Raw genomic sequence first — 17,332 nt, 5'->3', positions numbered from 1 at the left:
CTACATCCCGATCCATTTTTCCTCGTTCCAGCATTGCTCTCACCACCTATTCCTATTTTACCGCGCTCAAACGAAAAAGCCCAGCTTTTGCTGGACTTTTTCGACAGACTGAGCGTTGCAGAATAATGCATTCTGCAACGCCTTCTTTTGTCTAATTTGCAGTCAAAAGCAACTGGAATCGGAAGTTTAAATTGCTCATGTGTCCGCCAGAGTCTGTTCCATGCTATGCCATAGCTTTTCCATGATATCCACCAGCGCATTTTGTTCTTCACTTGACAGCTTTTTGAATGCGGACAACTCCACATTTCGCATCGTTCTGCCGATGCGGCGTCCGGAGGCACGTCCTTCTTCGGTCAAAGTGATTACACGACTGCGGCGATCGTTTTCCGCAATGCTGCGGCTGACCAGACCGCGCTGCTCCAGACTATCCACCACACTGGTAACCGTTTGACGGGACAAATGCAGCTCCCGGCTCAATTCGTTTTGTGTCATGGGTGTACGATGCTTGTACAGCAGGGTCAGAATATTCATGATGTTAGAGGTCACGCCGCAGGAAGTCGCTATCTGATCGTAGGCGGCATCTATTCCTCTCCAACTTTTGTAATATCGTTCAAATAAATCGTTTTCCCAACGCTCCATCACAGTTTCACACCTTAATATTGTTTAATAGATCCCTTTATTTATTATACGCTAATTATGATATTCCAGTCAATACCATAAGCATACAGAACAAAAACGAGGTGGGTTTTCTAGTCAAGTATACAAAATAAATAAATAGCGGTAAAACCACTTGATTTTTTTGGGTTAAGTTATATAATTAAATCATCCGATATCAGACAAGCTGAAATCGGATTGACTGGGTAAGGACAATCAAATATCGAACAAAGAGAAAGGGAGCATTAGAATGGATTTTACACTGAGCAAAGAGCATCGCGCGTTGCAGGAAAAAGCAAGAGAGTTCACCGAGCAGGTACTGTTCCCGTATGAGTTGGAGTGTGAACAAAACAACGGTATTTCCCCCGAGACACATAAGTATATCACTTCTCAGGTTATGGAGTGGGGCTTCAACGCAACCAACCATTCCAAGGAGCACGGCGGCACTGGTTATACCCTGTTTGAGCAGGCACTGATCAGCGAGCAGCTCGGTATGGCGACGGGCGCTATCTGGGATGCAGTTCCGCAGCCTTCCTTCCCGATGAAGTTCGGTACGCAGGAGCAAATCGAAGAGTATCTGATTCCGACCTGCCAGTGCAAGCGCCGTGATGCGTATGCAATCACCGAGGCGGACGCCGGCTCTGACCCGACTCAGTGCCAGACCACCGCAGTCAAGTGCGACGGCGGTTATAAGATCAATGGTGAAAAGTGGTACGTAACCGTTGGTGATATCGCAGACTTCCTGCTGGTACATACCCATCTGGACGGTGACCCGAATAAGGCAACCGTATTCTTTGTTGAAAAGGATGCTCCGGGCGTCAGCATCAAGCGCACGCCGGAATACACCCACCACTTTGCGTTCAAGCATCCGGAATTCCTGTTCGAGGATGTTGTAGTTGACGAATCCAAGATCCTCAAGGGCATCGGCGAAGGCTTCAACATGACCAAGGACTGGTTCGTAGAGGCTCGCTTGGGCATTGCCGCTCGCTGCGTCGGCGGTGCACAGCGCGTACTGAAGGAAGCAAACGACTGGGCAGCTACCCGCGTACAGGGCGGCCACGTCATCCGTGACTACCAGGTAATCGAGCATATGCTGGTTGACATGACCATGGATATCATGGCTGCAAAGAGTCTGCTGTATCGTGTATGCTGGGAGATTTCCGGCGATATGGATCGCAAGCTCAAGCACGCTCGTGCATCCGCTATCAAGCTGTGGTGCTCCGAGATGGTCAACCGCGTAACCGACAAGGGCGTTCAGATTCTGGGCGGCCGCGGCTACATGAGAGAGAACGCTATCGAGCGTCTGTGGCGTGACCAGCGCGTTGACCGTATCTGGGAAGGCACTTCCGAGATTCAGCGCAACGTTATCGGCGGTCAGATCAAGAAGCGCGGCATCGAGCTGTACACTGGCTGGGCTTACGAGGAGTAATTGAATCATCTAACCGTGAGGCTTTCTTCTCACAGTAATAGGAGGTTGCTATGTTTCCTTTAGAAGGAATAAAAGTGCTCGATTTGATGACACTTTCCGGTTACTGCGGGATGGAACTGGCTGATTACGGAGCGGAAGTTATCAAGGTGGAATCTCCGAATACCGGTGATCCGCTGCGGGCACTGGCGCCATTAAAAAATGGCGCCAGTGTTCATCATGCCTTCCGCGATCGTGGCAAAAAAAGTATCACGCTGGATCTGACACATCCTGAGGGAAAAGAGATTTTCAAAAAGCTGGTGGCACAGGCAGATGTCGTTTTGGAAAATTTCCCACCCAATTGGATGGACGAACTGGGCTTAGGATATGATGTGCTGTCAGCTATCAAGCCATCTCTCGTATATGGACGTATTTCCGCATACGGTTCGACCGGAGAAAAGACAGATTTGCCGCAGTATGATCTGCTTGCGCAGGCAAAAAGCGGTGTGATGCACTTCACCGGATTTCCGGAAAACCCGCCGACCCGTATCGGCTTTTCAATCTCCGAACGATATGCAGCCAGCTTCCTTTCCTCGGCTGTATGTATTGCCCTTTATCATGCGAAAAGCACGGGCGAGGGGCAGATCGTGGAAACAACGCTTTGTGGTTCCGCGATTGCGATTTCGGAGGATAAGGTGATTACTTATGGCGCAGAACACGAAGATCCGATGCGTACCGGCAATGCACATCCGCTGATAAATCCATATGACATCCTCAAATGCAAGGATGGTTATGTGGCCATGGGCATTTCTTCCGATGCGCAATGGGCGAAATTCTGCGATGCATTCGGGCGTCCTGAATGGAAGGTAGATGAATTATACTGCTCCAATTTGGTGCGTGGCTACCATTATTTCGGCGACCTGCGTGTCAAACTGGAAGATTTGTTCTCTAATTACACGATGCAGGAAATTGCGGATATTTGTGATGAAACACTGATTCCGGGTACGATGTGCAGCACCACCAAGGAAGCATTGCAGCAGCCACAGCTTAGGGTGCGCAACATGATTGTTTCGGTCAATGATGCCGAGCTGGGCGCGGTTGAGATGCCGGGCAAGCCGGTCAAGTTCGCCGGGCAGGAGGAGGATGACCTGCGCGCAGCACCTACTGTGGGAGAGCAGAACAAGGAACTTTACGCAGCGCTCGGATTGGATTTGTCTGCACAGGCTGCCTTGCATGAGCAGGGTGTAATTTGAGTGGCGGCGCAACGAATACTGAAGGAGAGTGACAAATGAAGAACGGACCTCTCAAAGGAATCAAGGTGCTCGATTTTTCACAGGTGCTTTCCGCTCCGTTCTGTGGAATGATGCTGGCAGACATGGGTGCGGAAGTGATCAAAATAGAGCGTCCCGGCGCCGGTGATATATCGCGTGAGTATGGACCCTATGTCAATGACATCAGCTTGTACTTCTGCCAATATAACCGTGGGAAAAAGGGAATCGCAATTGATATGCGTTCGGAGGAAGGCAAGCGCGTTGTACTGGATCTTGTCTCTCAAGTAGATGTTGTCATAGAGAACTTTAAAGCAGGAACCCTCGAAAAGCTTGGAATCGGCTATGATAAAATGATAGAGGTCAATCCCGGCCTGATTTATGGTTCGATTTCCGGTTTTGGCACATATGGGCCGCTTTCCCACCTGCCATGCATGGACATTATTGCGGCCGCACGAAGTGGCCTTGTCGCACAGAGCGGTCAGGCAGGCGATGCGCCGATAAAACCCGGATTCTCCATGTGCGATACATGGGCCGGACTACAGTTGCTGCGCGGTTTATCGATGGCACTGCTGTATAAGCAAAGGACGGGAAAAGGGCTTCGCGTAGATATTGCCATGTTGGACTGTGCGTTCTACATGTGCGAAGCATCTGTGTTGGAACACTCACTGACCGGCAAGTTTTCTGAAAGAACCGGCAATCACCATGCGTGGTATGCTCCTTATGGAGAATTTGCTGCGAAGGATGGAAATATCGTAATCGCGGTGACAGACGAGGACGCATGGCAGACTTTGTGCAGCACGTTGGGGCTGGATGCACTTGCAGCGGATCCTCGCTTTATCAATAACGAGCAGCGTGTGGCCAACCGGGATGCACTGATTGCGGAGCTTGAAAAAGCGACAAGCACAATGGGTCGATATGAGATGGAAGAAAAGCTGCACAGAAGCGGAGTTCCCGCAGCGGCGGTGCAGTCGCTGCAAGAGTTTGACAACGATCCGCAGACCAGACAGCTCAATGTTATCACTCAGGTCACCCAAGAAGGCGTAGGGGAGTGCACTGTAACCAATACGCCTATCCTATTCAGCAAGACTCCGGTTGATTGCAATGCTTCTGCGGCCGGATTCCCGGGTGCGAACAGCAGGGAAATCCTCAGTGAGCTGGGATACAGCAGCGAGAAGATCGACAGCCTGATAGCAAGCGGTGCTGTTGCGCAAGCGGTTTGATAATTGCTGTAAATCAGATGAATGATCCACCTGATGCTCGTAACCTGTCAAGAAGGAAACGGTGCATTGGGTGGATTTTTTTGAAAGGGATATGTTTGTGAAAGCTGTTGAACTGATTTCTCCGGATAAGCAACAATGTGTGAAATGTTCTGCCTGCATTGATATCTGCCCCATGCGTGTCATCGAGATGGATGAGGAAGGGTATCCCCGTGCGGTTGGCAAAGCATTTTTAACATGCATCAACTGCGGCTACTGCGTGGATGTCTGTGCGCCGGGCGCGCTGCTTCACAGAGTGCGTAAGCGTTCGATTAACGCCGCGGCAGCGCAGCGGGCAGCGCAAAAGCGCTTGAACAGAACCCGGGAATACAGACAGAAGCAAGGAGAATCGAAATGAGACGGGATTGTATCTTTTTTTGCCCGATCCGTGTCCGCTTTGGCGAAGTAGACAGACAGGGCATTGTATACAATGGGAATTACGTGGCATACACCGATCTGGCTTTCGAGGAGTTCCTTCGATCCAAGGGATATTCCTACCGGGAACTGGCGGAAAAACATGGTTCAGAAGTATGTCACAAAAAATCCACCTATGAATTTGTTGCCAGCGCGTACGAAGGGGATATGCTCGAAGTTGGTATCAGCAAGATTAAGATCGGCAGGAAAAGCTTCACCATGCAGTTTGAAATATACCGGCAGGGGGAAGATGACTTGCTCCTTTGGGCAGAATCCGTATACGTTGGTTATGATGTGGAAAACCGAACCAGTCGCCCGATTACCGATCTGATGCGTGCTCTGTTGACCAACTGACCGCATCAAAGCGCTGTAGGCGACGATTTTCACGAAAGATAACACGCTATGGGGAGGCGAGCAATACCATGGATAATAAACAAAACAAGAAAAATGCGGATGTGGAAGTCGGTTTGATTGTTGTGAGTGTGGCAATACTGGCTGCTTTCATTATCTTCATGATCTTCAATCCGGAGTCTACTCTCAATGTCATTTCCTCATTCTTCAATCTGATGATTTCGGTGCTGGGGCCGTTCTTTGAACTTATCGCAGTTGTCGCATTCCTTGTCGGTTTGTATTTGCTATTTGGAAAGTATGGCAAGGTACGTTTGGGCAACTGCAAACCCGAATATTCCAACTTCAGCTATTTTTCGATGATGTTGTTGGCATCGCTCGCTTCGGCTGCGCTGTACTGGTCGTTCACAGAATGGGCGTATTATTATCAGTCGCCCGGACTGGGGATGGAGGCGTTCAGCGTGGAAGCGCTGGAATCCTCTCTCGGTTATCAGTTCTATCACTGGGGTATTGTCAATCAGGCAATGTATACGGTGATGGGCGTTGCCATTGCTTATGGCGTTTATGTACGGAAACTGCCCTCGTTCCAAACCAGCGCGGTGTGCTGCGCTATGCTGGGTGAGAAGGTCAAGGGCAAAACGGTCATTGGCAAAATCATCGACTTCCTTGTTATTTTTGGTATTCTGGGCGCGCTGAGCTCCTCTTTGGGCTTGGCTGTCCCGCTGGCAACCGGCGGTCTCAAGCAGCTGTTTGGCTGGGAGGCAACCCCGGTGGTTCAGATTGGCGTTATTGTATTCATTGCAATCGTTTATAGTATCACCTCGTTCCTTGGCACAAAGCGCGGCATGCAGACAATCAGCAATATTGCATCCGTGGTTTGTGTGGTATTCCTCCTGTATGTACTGTTCATGGGGCCGACGACTTTCATTTTCAAAAATATCGTTAACTCGCTCGGTCATATGCTTGAAAAGCTGCCGCGCATGGCGCTTTTCACCGACCCCATCAATAACACCGGTTTTGCGGAAAGCTGGACCATCTACTTTGTTGCGTTCTATCTGAACTATGTGGCAATGATGGGCATTTTCATTGCAAAGGTTTCCAAGGGTCGCACAATCCGCGAGATTGCGCTCTACACAATCTTTGTTATGACGGCCGGCGGTATTGGAATTTTCGGTATCAATGGTAGCTTCTCGATTTTCACCCATCTGCAGGAAACTGTGGATGTGGTTGGCCTGGTCAACAGCGGCATCGGAGACGCGGCGATTTACAGCATTCTGGAAGTGCTGCCTTTGGGCAAAACGCTTCTGCCGTTCCTCATTCTGGTGCTTATTGTCGGCTTTGTGGCGCCGTCCATGGACTCGGCATCACTGGCGCTGGCAGAAACAGTTACAAAACGGGGTACCCCCAAGATGGCGCTTCGGTTGTTCTTCTGTGTTCTGCTGGCAGTGATCCCCATGTCGATCATTCTGGTTGGCGCGGATTTCACGGCGATCAAAAATATTGCCATTATTATTTCGGCGCCTTTCCTAATTATACTTGTAGGAACCATGGTTGGTCTGTTAAAATGGTTACGGCACGATGATCGCATTGGTCTGCATGCCGAGATCATTGCCCTGCACGAAGCAGAGCAGAGACAGGAGGAACTGTCCGGCGATAGCGAAGCTGCGGAGGAACAGATCCCCGTGCAGGAGCACATTCTCGTGCAGGAGACGGTCGAAGAGTCCTAATTTATTACAATCAGCTGGGACAGACAGGCGTGCCATGTGCATGCCTGTCTGCTCTGGAGTCAGGAGAAACACATATGAGAGATTTGTTTTTTGGCGAGGAAGCAAGACAAATGCTTCAAGATGGCGTAGATCAAGTTGTAGATGCAGTTAAGATCACACTGGGACCACTGGGCAGAAATGTTTTGGTGGACAGTTCTTCCGGAGTGCCGTTCATTACAAATGATGGCGCAAGCGTTATCAATGATATGCAATTGACTGACATTGCGGAAGATCTGGGTGCACAGATGATCAAGCATGTCGCACTCCGCACCAATGAAGCGGCTGGCGATGGATCGACTACCGCGATGCTGCTGACACAGGCGATTATTCGCGAAGGGGTTCACAACCTTGCGGCGGGTGCCAATCCCATACAGCTTCGTCGGGGCATGCAAGGCGCGGTCGACGAGGTAGTACGGTATCTGGAGGAGCATTCGTACAAGCTGGCCACGCGGGATGATATTGCGCACATTGCGGGTGTTTCTGCTGACGACGAACAGATTGGAAGCATGATTGCAGATATTATGGAGCAGCTCGGCGCGGATGGCGTGATCACGGTGGACGAATCCAGCACGATGGAAACCTCCTGCGAGATCGTTCGCGGTACGCGGTTTGACAAGGGGTATCTGTCGCCTTACATGGTGAGTGATCAGGAGAAGATGGAAACCGTATTCGAGAATGCGTATCTCCTGTTTACTGATAAAAAGATCACCGAACTGCAAGAAGTTCTGCCGATTTTGGATCAGGTTGCGCAGCAGCATCGCCCGCTGGTCATTGTGGCGGAGGATGTCACGGGCGAGGCGCTCAAGGCGCTCATTATCAATAAGCTCAAGGGCGCAATCGATGTAGCTGCGGTGCGCGCGCCGGGCTTTGGCGAGCGGAAAAAGGCGTTGGTAGACGATATTGCGCTGATTTCGGGCGCGGTTGTCATCCGCGAGGAAACCGGCTATGATTTGAGCCATGCCACAATGGACATGCTTGGTCGGGCGGATAAAGTCATCATTCGAAAGGACAGCACGCTGATCGTCGGGGGCGCGGGCAATCGTGACGAAATTGACAGCCGAATCGAGATGCTCCGGCGCATGCTGGCACAGGCGAAGGATGAGTTCGCGGTGGATCGCGCTCGTGAGCGTTTGGGCAAGCTGGCAGGCGGCGTGGGCCTGATCCATGTTGGCGCAGCGACCGAGCTGGAGCTGAAGGAGAAAAAGCATCGCGTGGAAGACGCGCTGAATGTCACCCGCGCTGCGCTGGAGGAAGGCGTTGTGGTCGGCGGCGGCGTGGCCTACTGCGATGCCTGCACACAGGTTGAGGCATATGCGGCGCAGCTCACGGGGGACGAAAAGGTCGGCGCGCAGATCATCTGCACTGCGTTGACCAAGCCGGCTGCTCAGATTGTGGAAAATGCCGGCGGAGACGGCGATTCCGTTGTGACAGAGATTCGACGGCTGGAGCCCGGAATGGGAATGGATGTCTGCACGCATACTTATGTCAACATGATTGAAGCCGGTATTATGGATTCGACCAAAGTGGTGCGTCTGGCGCTGCAAAACGCGGTTTCCATGGCGAGCACTTTCCTGACCACCGAAGTGAATGTGATCGATCCGGTTGATGAGGAATGGCTGCGCACCGGTGGCGCGAGCCGACGCAAGAGCACGCATTGATAGAGGATAAAAGCACGTTATTCACCTTGAGTATGCAGATAAGCGCAAGTCTTTCTGACGAGTAAAAAGAAACCTCCTGTTGCAGCAATGCTGCGACAGGAGGTTTTTTTCATACTGTGGCTTACAGCCATCCGCTTTTACGCCAGGAACGAAACTCCGTAAGCGCCAATGCAATGCTGAGCAAAAAAACCAGCGTATCTGTAATGGGAACGGCATATAAAGCACCATCCAGACCAAAACTGCGGGAGAGCAGCAGCGCCAGCGGAATGAGAAACACCCCTTGCCGTACCAGAGGAATCATCAGCGAGTGTACAGGTTTGTCGATGCTCTGAAAAAAGGATGCTGTGGTCATATGCAGACCGTAGAGGAAAAAGGTCATCATATAAATCCGGAAAATGTGGGCGGCGCAATCCAGATACAGGGGATTATCCGAGACAAAGAGCATACCGATTTGCCGGGGGAGTACCATGAAGACCAGAAAGCATACAGCGGAAATGATGAGCGCAATCCGACTGGCCAGCAGATATGTCTGATGTACCCGCGTGTAGTGTTTGGCGCCGAAGTTAAAGCCGTTGATGGGCTGTACGGCGGAGGAGACACCCACAAACATCGAGTGGGCGATTTGGTATACTTTCATCATCATGCCGTAAACCGAAAGGGCAATGTCGCTGCCAAAGGCGCTCCATGCACCGTACTGACGCATCAGGTTGTTCATGGTGATTTGTACCAGTGCCATCATCGTCTGCGTCAGCAGGCTTGGAAAGCCTAACGCCACGATACGTCCGGTCAATGCAGGCGTGGGGCGCAGAGCGGATTTGCGAATGCGGACGGTACGCATATGGCGCAGATAAAAGAGGCACATACAGCCGGCGGCTGTCTGTCCCACCGCTGTGGCAATACCGGCTCCTACGACACCCATTTGTAGTGGGAAAATGAAAATAGGATCCAGAATCAAGTTGATAACGGCGCCCACAATCATACACTTCATGGTGTACTGAGGGGCACCGTCCGCGCGGATGATGGCGGTGAACGCAGGGCACATCAGCTGGAACGGCACGCCCCATGCGATCGCCCGCAGATAGGAGACTGCCTGCGTATAAGCGGTTTCCGTGACGCCGCACAGAACCACCAGCTGCGGGGCGAAGATGCCAAACACCAGCGCGCAAAGAATGCCGCTGCCGATAATTAAAGTCAGTGCGTGCGACATGGTTGCATCTGCCGTTTGCTGCTGCTTGCGGCCCAGGCACAGACTGATATTGGCCGCGGCCCCATCCCCCAGCAGCAGCGAAATTGCGTTTACCAGAATCATAAGCGGAAACGCGACGTTGGTAGCTGTCATGCCGGTGATGCCAACGCCTTGCCCGACAAAAATCTGATCAACGATGTTGTAAAGATAGTTGACCATGAGTGTCAGTGCTGTGGGAATAGAATATCGCACTAACAGCGCGGAGATCGGCTCTGTTTCCAGCGGGTTTGCGTTTTGTACCGGTTTATCCATGATGACGGCCTCCTTTTTGGTTCCTTGCCACCGAATAAGCCGGATAAATCGTAAAGCAGCCGTTGATTGCTATCCAACGGATGCAATACCGGCTGCTTCGTGTTCTTTCATCGTGCACGAGAAGCTGCCGGTGATGCCGGCGGCTTTCTTCTCCCATCCAGACCTGACTGTTGGCCCCGGGATTGCACCGGGTTAGCTTGCGCTCGCGGGCTTTGACCGCCAGTAGAGAATACTCTCGTTTCCGAAGAAAGGAATATACCATTTTATAAAGCCATTATAGCAGAAAATCCTGCCCTGTCAACCGGCCAAAAACCAATCTTTGTGCAGAAATATTGTGCATCATGAACGAACGTTCGGCCGGTCGGCGAAGATACCGGTTGGGGCTGTACTGCCTGTACCCCTTCTCATTGCCAACCGTCTGAGCCGAACTGTTCCACGTTTTCCGCTGTAATCAACTCGACCGGCACAATGATTTCGCTTTCGTAGGCTTGGTCGGACAGAATCTGGTATATGACCTGCGCTGTCGTCTGCCCGATTTGAATGGGAGACTGGGCGACTGTTGCTGTCATCACACCTTCGAAAATCATATTTTTAGCTTCGGGAGCGCCGTCTACGCCGTAAACCAGCGTGCGATCCAGTAAATGCCGCTCCTCCAGCGCAGCCATCGCCCCTAACGCTGTCGGATCGTTGAGCGCCATCACCACATCAATCGTCGGGTCGGCATCCAGCAGGCCGTCCAGCGCCGGCATGGCAAGCTCCAGCTGACCGTCACTGCTCGCGCGGCCAGCGATCTGATACTGTGGATGCGCGGCGATGGTGTCGCAAAATCCTTGAATGCGGTCGACCGCCGACTGAGCGGTCGGGTGCTCCAGTAGGGCGATGCGTGCGGAATCACGGGTGCGCATCAGATGTTCGGCGCATAATACACCCGCGCCGTAATTGTCCGAAGCGATCGTGCAGGCAACCAGCGAAGGGTCACTCACCTGTGAATCCACAATCACAACCGGAACGTCTGCATCCCGCGCTTCCTCCAGTGCAGGACGAATCTGCTGAAAATCCACCGGGTTAATCACAAGAAGATCAATTCCACCTGCAAGCAGTTCGTGAATCTGGTCATTTTGTTTATCCTGATCGAGTGCAGGGTCGCGCGTGAGCAGAATATCGCCGCGGCTTTCGATCATCAACCGCAGCTCCTCGTCAATGACGCTGTAAAACGGGTTGTTCATTGTCATATAGGTCGCGCCGATCCGCAGCGGTGTTTCCTGCTGTTCTTTCCATGCGCCCAGCGTCAGGCACAGCCATGCCGTCAGCACGATGCCGCACACAGCAAGAAACAGTCGTCTCCATTTCATCGCCAGCCCCCCTTACTTGTTTTATCATATCATATTAGGGGAATCATGAAAACGATTTTTTGCCGGTTCTGAACAGGATGACGATTCTTTCCCGGAGGGGTTCTGCACATATGATTTGCTGCCTGCTGTTTTTATGCATGCGCTGATATGTTGTTTGACCTTGTGCAGGATATATATTATAATTTATACATAGGAAACCCGTTCTGCGACGCAGTACAGCAGAAAAGAAAAAACGGCTGTCTGCTGCAGGAGAAAGACAAGGCATAACGGGGAAAAGGGGGCTGCTGGCATGTCGGATGGACCGGCCAATCGCGAGATGCAGACAGATGAGAGTCTGACCCTGCTGCGGCAGGGGATGTTGCTTATCAATCTGGCGCTCTGCGCTTTTCTCGGTACGGTTTTTGTGCTGACGCCGCTGCGTGCGGTGCAGCGGGCCGAGGGTGTGAGCTTTTTGCAGGGGCTGAGCATTTTGCCGGCTGCTCCGTGGAGTGTGTCCTTTGCGGCGCTTAGTTTACTTGCGTTTGTCGTGGTCGACTTTGCATATCGGCGCGGCAGGCTGGGAAACGGCCGAATGGTGTTTTGGTTGGAACCGGGAGTTGCCTTGCTCGTGCTTTTGGCGCTGCATCTGGACTATAACGGATTGTTGCTGCTCGCCGTGGTCAATCTGGTGGACAGTCTGCATGGGCGGGGGCGTATGCTGTTCCTCGGCGCGATGACCTCGCTCTATCTGCTGACCAGTCTGGACGTTTTGCAATCCGGCTTGGGCATGGTCTCTGTCTCTGCATATCTCGCCTATTACGAGGGACAGCCGCGGCAGCTCATGCAGACGGCCATCGGTTTGCTCAGCGCGCTCAATCTGATCTTGTTTATTGGATACATGGTGATTCTGGTTGGCAGGCGGACGGAAGAAAATGCCGCCATCCGTCGCCTCAACGGCGAACTGGCGCGGGCAAACGATAAGCTGTCCATCCTCAACGGCCAGCTCAAGGAATATGCGGCGGAAAGCGAGCGCATGGCGGAGACCCGGGAACGCAACCGTCTGGCGCGCGAGATTCACGATACGCTCGGCCACGCGCTGACCGGCATCACCGCTGGTGCGGACGCCTGCATTGAAATGATGGATATTTCGCCGGACATGGCGCGCAAGCAGATGGAGCTCATTGCGAAAACCGCCCGTGCGGGCATGAATGAAGTGCGCCGATCGGTCAGTGCGCTCAGGCCGGATGCGCTCGAGCGGTTTCGCCTGTCCGAGGCGCTCGACAAGTTGTGCAGCGAGATGCAGCAGACTTCACATGCGGATATTCGGCTGAGTACGCAGCCGGCAGATATGCGCCTTTCGCAGGACGAGGAGGATGCGGTCTACCGGATTGTACAGGAAAGCGTGACCAATGCCATCCGGCATGGGCATGCGACCGAAATTGACGTGTCTCTATCCTGTCAGGAACGATGCATGACGATTGTGGTGCAGGATAATGGCATCGGCTGCGCCAAAATCGAACAAGGCTTTGGGCTGCGTCACATGCGGGAGCGGCTGCGTCTGCTTGGCGGCAGTCTGCGCGTGAACGGAGAGAACGGGTTCCGGATAGAGGCTTCCATACCGCTTCGATGGGGGGATGAAATATGATCCGCGTATTGATTGCAGACGATCAGGAGTTGATTCGTCAGAGCCTGAGCTTTGTGCTGGATGCGCAGGCGGATATCGCCATGGTTGGTACCGCATCCAACGGACGCGAGGCGATTGAGCTGGTGCGCAAGGAAAAGCCGGATGTGGTGCTCATGGATATTCGTATGCCCGAGGTGGACGGTGTGGAATGCACGCGGCTAATTAAAGCTGCCTATCCGCAAATTAAGGTGATTATCCTGACGACATTTGATGATGATGAGTACGTATTTGGTGCGCTGCGCTATGGTGCGTCCGGTTATCTGCTCAAGGGCGTTTCGGTCAGCGAACTGGCAAATGCGGTGCGCGAGGTAGTGCGCGGCGGATCGATCATCATGCCTGGCGTGGCGTCCAAGGCGCTGGATATGTTTGCGCGCATGGCACGCGGCAGCATGCAGATTCCGGTGGATAAGCAGCAGACTGCGGCTTTGCAGGAAAACGAATGGCGGGTCATCCGCGAGGTAGGCTGCGGCAAATCCAACAAGGAGATTGCGGCGGCGCTTTGCCTGTCGGAAGGCACGGTGCGCAACTATTTGAGCAGTGTGCTGAGCAAACTCGATTTGCGTGACCGCACGCAGCTTGCGATCTGGGCGGTACAGACCGGCGTGGCGGCCGATCCTTATGGGGATAAGCCATGAGACAGATGTGGAAACGGCTGACAGCCGGTGTGCTGCTGGCGGCTGCGGCGCTGGCAGGGACGGCCTTTGGTGCGTCGCGGGAAACCGTGCTCACGGTCGGCGTGATTGCCGGCAGCTATTGGGATGCGCCGACCGGCAACTGCTATGCTGTGATTGACGCTGCAATTGCGCGGTTTGAGCAGGCGCATCCCAATGTGCGCGTGGAGTATACAAGCGGTATTTTAAAGCGAGATTATTCCGAATGGTTGACTGACCAATATCTGCTTGGTCGGGAGCCGGATGTGTTCATGGTACTGCCGGAGGATTTTGGTATGCTGGCGGAGCAGGGCGCTTTGCAGCCGCTGGATAACCTGCTGGCAAACGATTCTGCGGTTTCTGCGGCGGATTTCTATGACGCAGCGCTCGAAAGCGGCGCGGCAGGCGGTGTGCAGTATGCGCTGCCGTATGAATGTGTGCCGACGCTGATGTTTGTCAATAAAACGCTGCTGGAAGCGGAAAATATTCCGGTGCCGGACAATGACTGGACGTGGGATGATTTTTACGAGATTTGCGCGCAGGTGACGCGCGACACGGACGGCGACGGCACGATTGACCAGTTCGGCAGCTACGGCTATACCTGGCGGGATGCGTTGGCGTCGAACGGCGCGGCGCTGTTTGATGAGAACGGGAGCAGATGCCTGATTGCACAGCCGGCATCAGTAGAGGCGGTGCGGTTTGCGCAGCGGCTGGAGGAATTATATGTGGACTGCGACATCACGGCGCGCAGCTTTGATGAGGGGCATGTCGCGTTTCGGCCGTTTTTGTTTTCGGATTACCGCACGTATCAGCCCTATCCGTGGCGTATCAAGTGGTATTCGGATTTCGAGTGGGACTGTATCCAGATGCCGGGCGGGCCGTCCGGCACGGGGCGGTCGGAGCTGAGCACCGTGCTGGCGGCAATCAGCAGCCGCTCCTCGCAGCAGGCACTGGCGTGGGAGTTTCTCAAAGAAATGACCTGTTCAGATGCAACGCAGAGTATGCTGTATACGGATTCGCACAGCGTATCCGCGCTGCGGCGCGTGACGCAGTCGCCGCAGACCCAGCAGATTCTGCGGCAGGACACGCCGGGTGAGAGCCAGCTCGGGCTGGAAATCCTGTCTGACGCGATGGAGCAGGCGGTTGCCGCGCCGCATTTCCGCGCCTATGATCAGGCGCTTTTGCTCGCGGAAAGTCTGGTGGCAACGGCCATGGAGGATGACCACAATCTGTCCCTTCAGTTGCAGCGGGTGCAGCGGGAGATGGAGGACTATCTGCAGCATTAAATAAACAAAGAGGGAACGGATGGAATAGCCGTCTCCGGTTTTGGCAAAGTGTCAAAGCCGGGGACGGCTTTTTTGCACTTTTTTACAAGGCAAATGACATTTGTCATGTAAAAGAGGATAACTGTCATCTGTCATTCGTGACAATGGACAGATGTATTATTGTGGGGCAATTGGTAAAATTGTCTCAACAAACGAGAAAGGGGAAAATGAGCATGCGTTATCTGATTTTGGTCAGCCACGGAACCTTCGCGCCGGGGCTGCACAATGCGGTCGGCATGATGGCTGGTGCGGGCCGCGAGGACATTCGCTCGACCAGCCTGCTGGACGGCATGGATGTGGACACCTACCGGAAGGCGTTTGCAGAACTGGTTGCGGATATCACGGCGGAGGACGAAATCCTGCTGTTTGCGGACATCATCGGCGGCTCGCCGCTGACGACTGCGATGGAGGTCCTGACGGAAAAGGGCCTGCTGGCGAACACGGCCGCCATCGGCGGCATGAACCTGCCGCTCGTGCTGACCGCTGCCTTTGCGGACGCGGACGCACCGCTCGCGCAGGTTGCGGCAGAGATTATGGAGGAAGGCCGCGGTCAGCTCAAGCCGTTTGACCTGGACGGCGGCGACGAGGACGATATTTGACGGCATATTGCAACATTTGTTAAGGAGGAAAAATTCATGTCTATTTCATTTATCCGTGTAGATGACCGCATGATTCACGGTCAGACCTGTACCCGTTGGGCGCTCGAATATCCCTGCGACGGCCTGATTGCCGTCAACGATAAGGCGGCAAAAACGCCGGTGCTGAAAGCGGCATACAAAAATGCCAGCGATAAAAAGACCTTTGTCTGGTCGCTTGATGAGTGGCGCGCCAAGTGCGGCAAGGTGCTGGCAAGCAAGGACCGTTACTTCCTGATTACCAAGGACCCGCAGACCATGAAAACCATTCTTGTCGACGATGGCTTTGACCCCGGTGAGGTCAAGACCGTTATCATCGGGCCGTGCAATGACCGTGAGGGTGCGGTCAAGCTGGGCAACAACCAGTCCATCACGCAGGAAGAGGCGGATGCGCTGGAGGCCATTATGCAGAAGGGCTACGAAGTGGAGTTCGCGCTGATTAAGGAAGCGGCCATCGGCAACTGGAAAAAGTTCCGCGGTCAGTTCGGTTATAAATAAGTATCAACACCGCAGCGCGGCTGTGGGTTTGAGAAAAAACAAAAAGGGGCTATACAGAAAGGTTAGGTGAAGGATTTTATGGAAATCCAGGTATGGCAGGCGGCATTGTTCGGCTTACTCGCCTGTTTGGCGTCCATGCCCGGCCTTGGCGGTACGGTGTTTGGCAACTATACATTGGGCCGTCCGTTGGTTGCGGGCCTGATCGTCGGCCTGATTATGGGCGACGTGCAGACCGGTATCTATCTGGGCGCGGCGATTCAGGTCGTTTACATCGCGCTGGTTACGCCCGGTGGTACGGTATCCGCTGACGTGCGTGCCATTTCGTACATCGGTATCCCTCTGTCGATTGTTGCGGTAAACGGCATGGGTCTCAACCCGGCTTCCGCAGAGGGTCAGGCAATGGCGGTCACACTCGGTTCGGCTGTTGGTACGTTGGGTACGGTTCTGTTTTACGGTACGGCGACGGTCAACCTCGTTTGGCAGCACATGGGCTGGAGAGCGCTGGAAAAGGGCAATCTGAGAAAACTCTATGTGGTTGATATGGGTTTGCCGTGGATTTCGCACATCCTGTGCTCGTTTATTCCGACATTTATCATCACCAAGGTCGGCGTCAACATGGTTGACCTGATGAAGGATTATCTGCCGATGGACGGCATTGCCATGAAAACGCTGTTTACGGTCGGCTCACTCCTCCCGGCAGTCGGTATTGCGATTCTGCTCAAGCAGGTGGCAACCAAGCCGGTCGATTTGCTGACGTTCCTGTTCGGCTTTACGCTGGCGGCCTGCATGGGCCTGAACCTGATTGCGGCATCGGTTGTCGGCGGCTTTTTCGCGGTCATCAACTACCGCATCAAGCTGCTGAGCATGCAGAAGGCTGTACCTGCTGCCGCATCTGACGCCGGCACGGACGAATTTGACGACGACGAGGAGGAGATTTGA

At 53.4% G+C, this 17,332-nt stretch carries 16 protein-coding genes and 1 riboswitch; of the genes, 13 read left to right on the top strand and 3 right to left on the bottom strand.

The features are described 5' to 3' along the window. Positions 1-195: 195 nt before the first annotated feature. Positions 196-639, bottom strand: coding sequence for a MarR family winged helix-turn-helix transcriptional regulator (locus tag ACTQ34_RS04185; protein ID WP_441362648.1), 444 nt, complete (start codon positions 637-639; stop codon positions 196-198). A 265-nt stretch (positions 640-904) separates the two neighbouring features. On the opposite strand from ACTQ34_RS04185, the gene ACTQ34_RS04180 reads away from it, so the two are divergent. The 7 genes from ACTQ34_RS04180 (at position 905) to groL (ending at position 8,772) form a co-directional block, all read left to right on the top strand. Next, positions 905-2,083 (top strand): acyl-CoA dehydrogenase family protein, encoded by a 1,179-nt coding sequence (locus ACTQ34_RS04180; protein ID WP_373165812.1) that lies wholly within the window; start codon positions 905-907, stop codon positions 2,081-2,083. 50 nt (positions 2,084-2,133) lie between these two features. After that, complete coding sequence (locus ACTQ34_RS04175) at positions 2,134-3,312, top strand: CaiB/BaiF CoA transferase family protein (RefSeq protein WP_441362647.1); 1,179 nt, start codon at positions 2,134-2,136, stop codon at positions 3,310-3,312. A 35-nt stretch (positions 3,313-3,347) separates the two neighbouring features. Further along, a complete protein-coding gene (locus tag ACTQ34_RS04170) occupies positions 3,348-4,550 on the top strand; it encodes a CaiB/BaiF CoA transferase family protein (RefSeq protein ID WP_441362646.1) in 1,203 nt (400 codons plus the stop codon). Positions 4,551-4,647: 97 nt separating this feature from the next. Continuing rightward, positions 4,648-4,944: a 4Fe-4S dicluster domain-containing protein gene (locus tag ACTQ34_RS04165; protein WP_441362645.1), complete on the top strand. Its 297-nt coding sequence runs from the start codon at positions 4,648-4,650 to the stop codon at positions 4,942-4,944. Further along, a complete protein-coding gene (locus ACTQ34_RS04160) occupies positions 4,941-5,354 on the top strand; it encodes an acyl-CoA thioesterase (RefSeq protein WP_373165819.1) in 414 nt (137 codons plus the stop codon). Before ACTQ34_RS04165 ends, ACTQ34_RS04160 begins: the two co-directional genes overlap by 4 nt. A gap of 68 nt (positions 5,355-5,422) precedes the next feature. Next, the gene (locus ACTQ34_RS04155; RefSeq protein WP_441362644.1) at positions 5,423-7,075 is read left to right on the top strand and encodes a BCCT family transporter; all 1,653 of its coding nucleotides are present in this window, start codon (positions 5,423-5,425) and stop codon (positions 7,073-7,075) included. Between the two features lie 74 nt (positions 7,076-7,149). Further along, complete coding sequence (groL, locus tag ACTQ34_RS04150) at positions 7,150-8,772, top strand: chaperonin GroEL (protein ID WP_441362643.1); 1,623 nt, start codon at positions 7,150-7,152, stop codon at positions 8,770-8,772. A 121-nt stretch (positions 8,773-8,893) separates the two neighbouring features. Here the strand turns inward: groL and ACTQ34_RS04145 are convergent, their stop codons facing one another. Beyond that, the gene (locus ACTQ34_RS04145; protein ID WP_441362642.1) at positions 8,894-10,270 is read right to left on the bottom strand and encodes an MATE family efflux transporter; all 1,377 of its coding nucleotides are present in this window, start codon (positions 10,268-10,270) and stop codon (positions 8,894-8,896) included. Between the two features lie 141 nt (positions 10,271-10,411). Then, a riboswitch (FMN riboswitch) is annotated at positions 10,412-10,523 on the bottom strand. Between the two features lie 151 nt (positions 10,524-10,674). Next, the gene (locus ACTQ34_RS04140; RefSeq protein WP_441362641.1) at positions 10,675-11,622 is read right to left on the bottom strand and encodes a sugar ABC transporter substrate-binding protein; all 948 of its coding nucleotides are present in this window, start codon (positions 11,620-11,622) and stop codon (positions 10,675-10,677) included. Between the two features lie 289 nt (positions 11,623-11,911). On the opposite strand from ACTQ34_RS04140, the gene ACTQ34_RS04135 reads away from it, so the two are divergent. The 6 genes from ACTQ34_RS04135 to ACTQ34_RS04110 all read left to right on the top strand — a co-directional run bounded on the left by ACTQ34_RS04135 (position 11,912) and on the right by ACTQ34_RS04110 (position 17,332). Next, on the top strand, positions 11,912-13,246 hold the full coding sequence (locus ACTQ34_RS04135) for a sensor histidine kinase (protein ID WP_441362640.1): 1,335 nt from the start codon (positions 11,912-11,914) through the stop codon (positions 13,244-13,246). Beyond that, positions 13,243-13,920, top strand: coding sequence for a response regulator transcription factor (locus ACTQ34_RS04130; protein WP_441362639.1), 678 nt, complete (start codon positions 13,243-13,245; stop codon positions 13,918-13,920). The genes ACTQ34_RS04135 and ACTQ34_RS04130 overlap by 4 nt, the downstream gene beginning before the upstream one ends. Next, on the top strand, positions 13,917-15,221 hold the full coding sequence (locus ACTQ34_RS04125) for an ABC transporter substrate-binding protein (RefSeq protein ID WP_441362638.1): 1,305 nt from the start codon (positions 13,917-13,919) through the stop codon (positions 15,219-15,221). The genes ACTQ34_RS04130 and ACTQ34_RS04125 overlap by 4 nt, the downstream gene beginning before the upstream one ends. 212 nt (positions 15,222-15,433) lie before the next feature. Then, positions 15,434-15,859, top strand: coding sequence for a PTS sugar transporter subunit IIA (locus tag ACTQ34_RS04120; RefSeq protein ID WP_373165834.1), 426 nt, complete (start codon positions 15,434-15,436; stop codon positions 15,857-15,859). Between the two features lie 36 nt (positions 15,860-15,895). Next, the gene (locus ACTQ34_RS04115) at positions 15,896-16,393 is read left to right on the top strand and encodes a PTS system mannose/fructose/N-acetylgalactosamine-transporter subunit IIB (RefSeq protein WP_441362637.1); all 498 of its coding nucleotides are present in this window, start codon (positions 15,896-15,898) and stop codon (positions 16,391-16,393) included. 78 nt (positions 16,394-16,471) lie between these two features. Continuing rightward, positions 16,472-17,332, top strand: coding sequence for a PTS mannose/fructose/sorbose/N-acetylgalactosamine transporter subunit IIC (locus tag ACTQ34_RS04110; RefSeq protein ID WP_441362636.1), 861 nt, complete (start codon positions 16,472-16,474; stop codon positions 17,330-17,332).

The organism is Agathobaculum sp. LCP25S3_E8, from assembly GCF_052117165.1.
Classification (GTDB): Bacteria; Bacillota; Clostridia; order Oscillospirales; family Butyricicoccaceae; genus Agathobaculum.
Note: the sequence above shows the minus strand (reverse complement) of the source record. Positions and strands in the feature narration are given on the sequence as shown.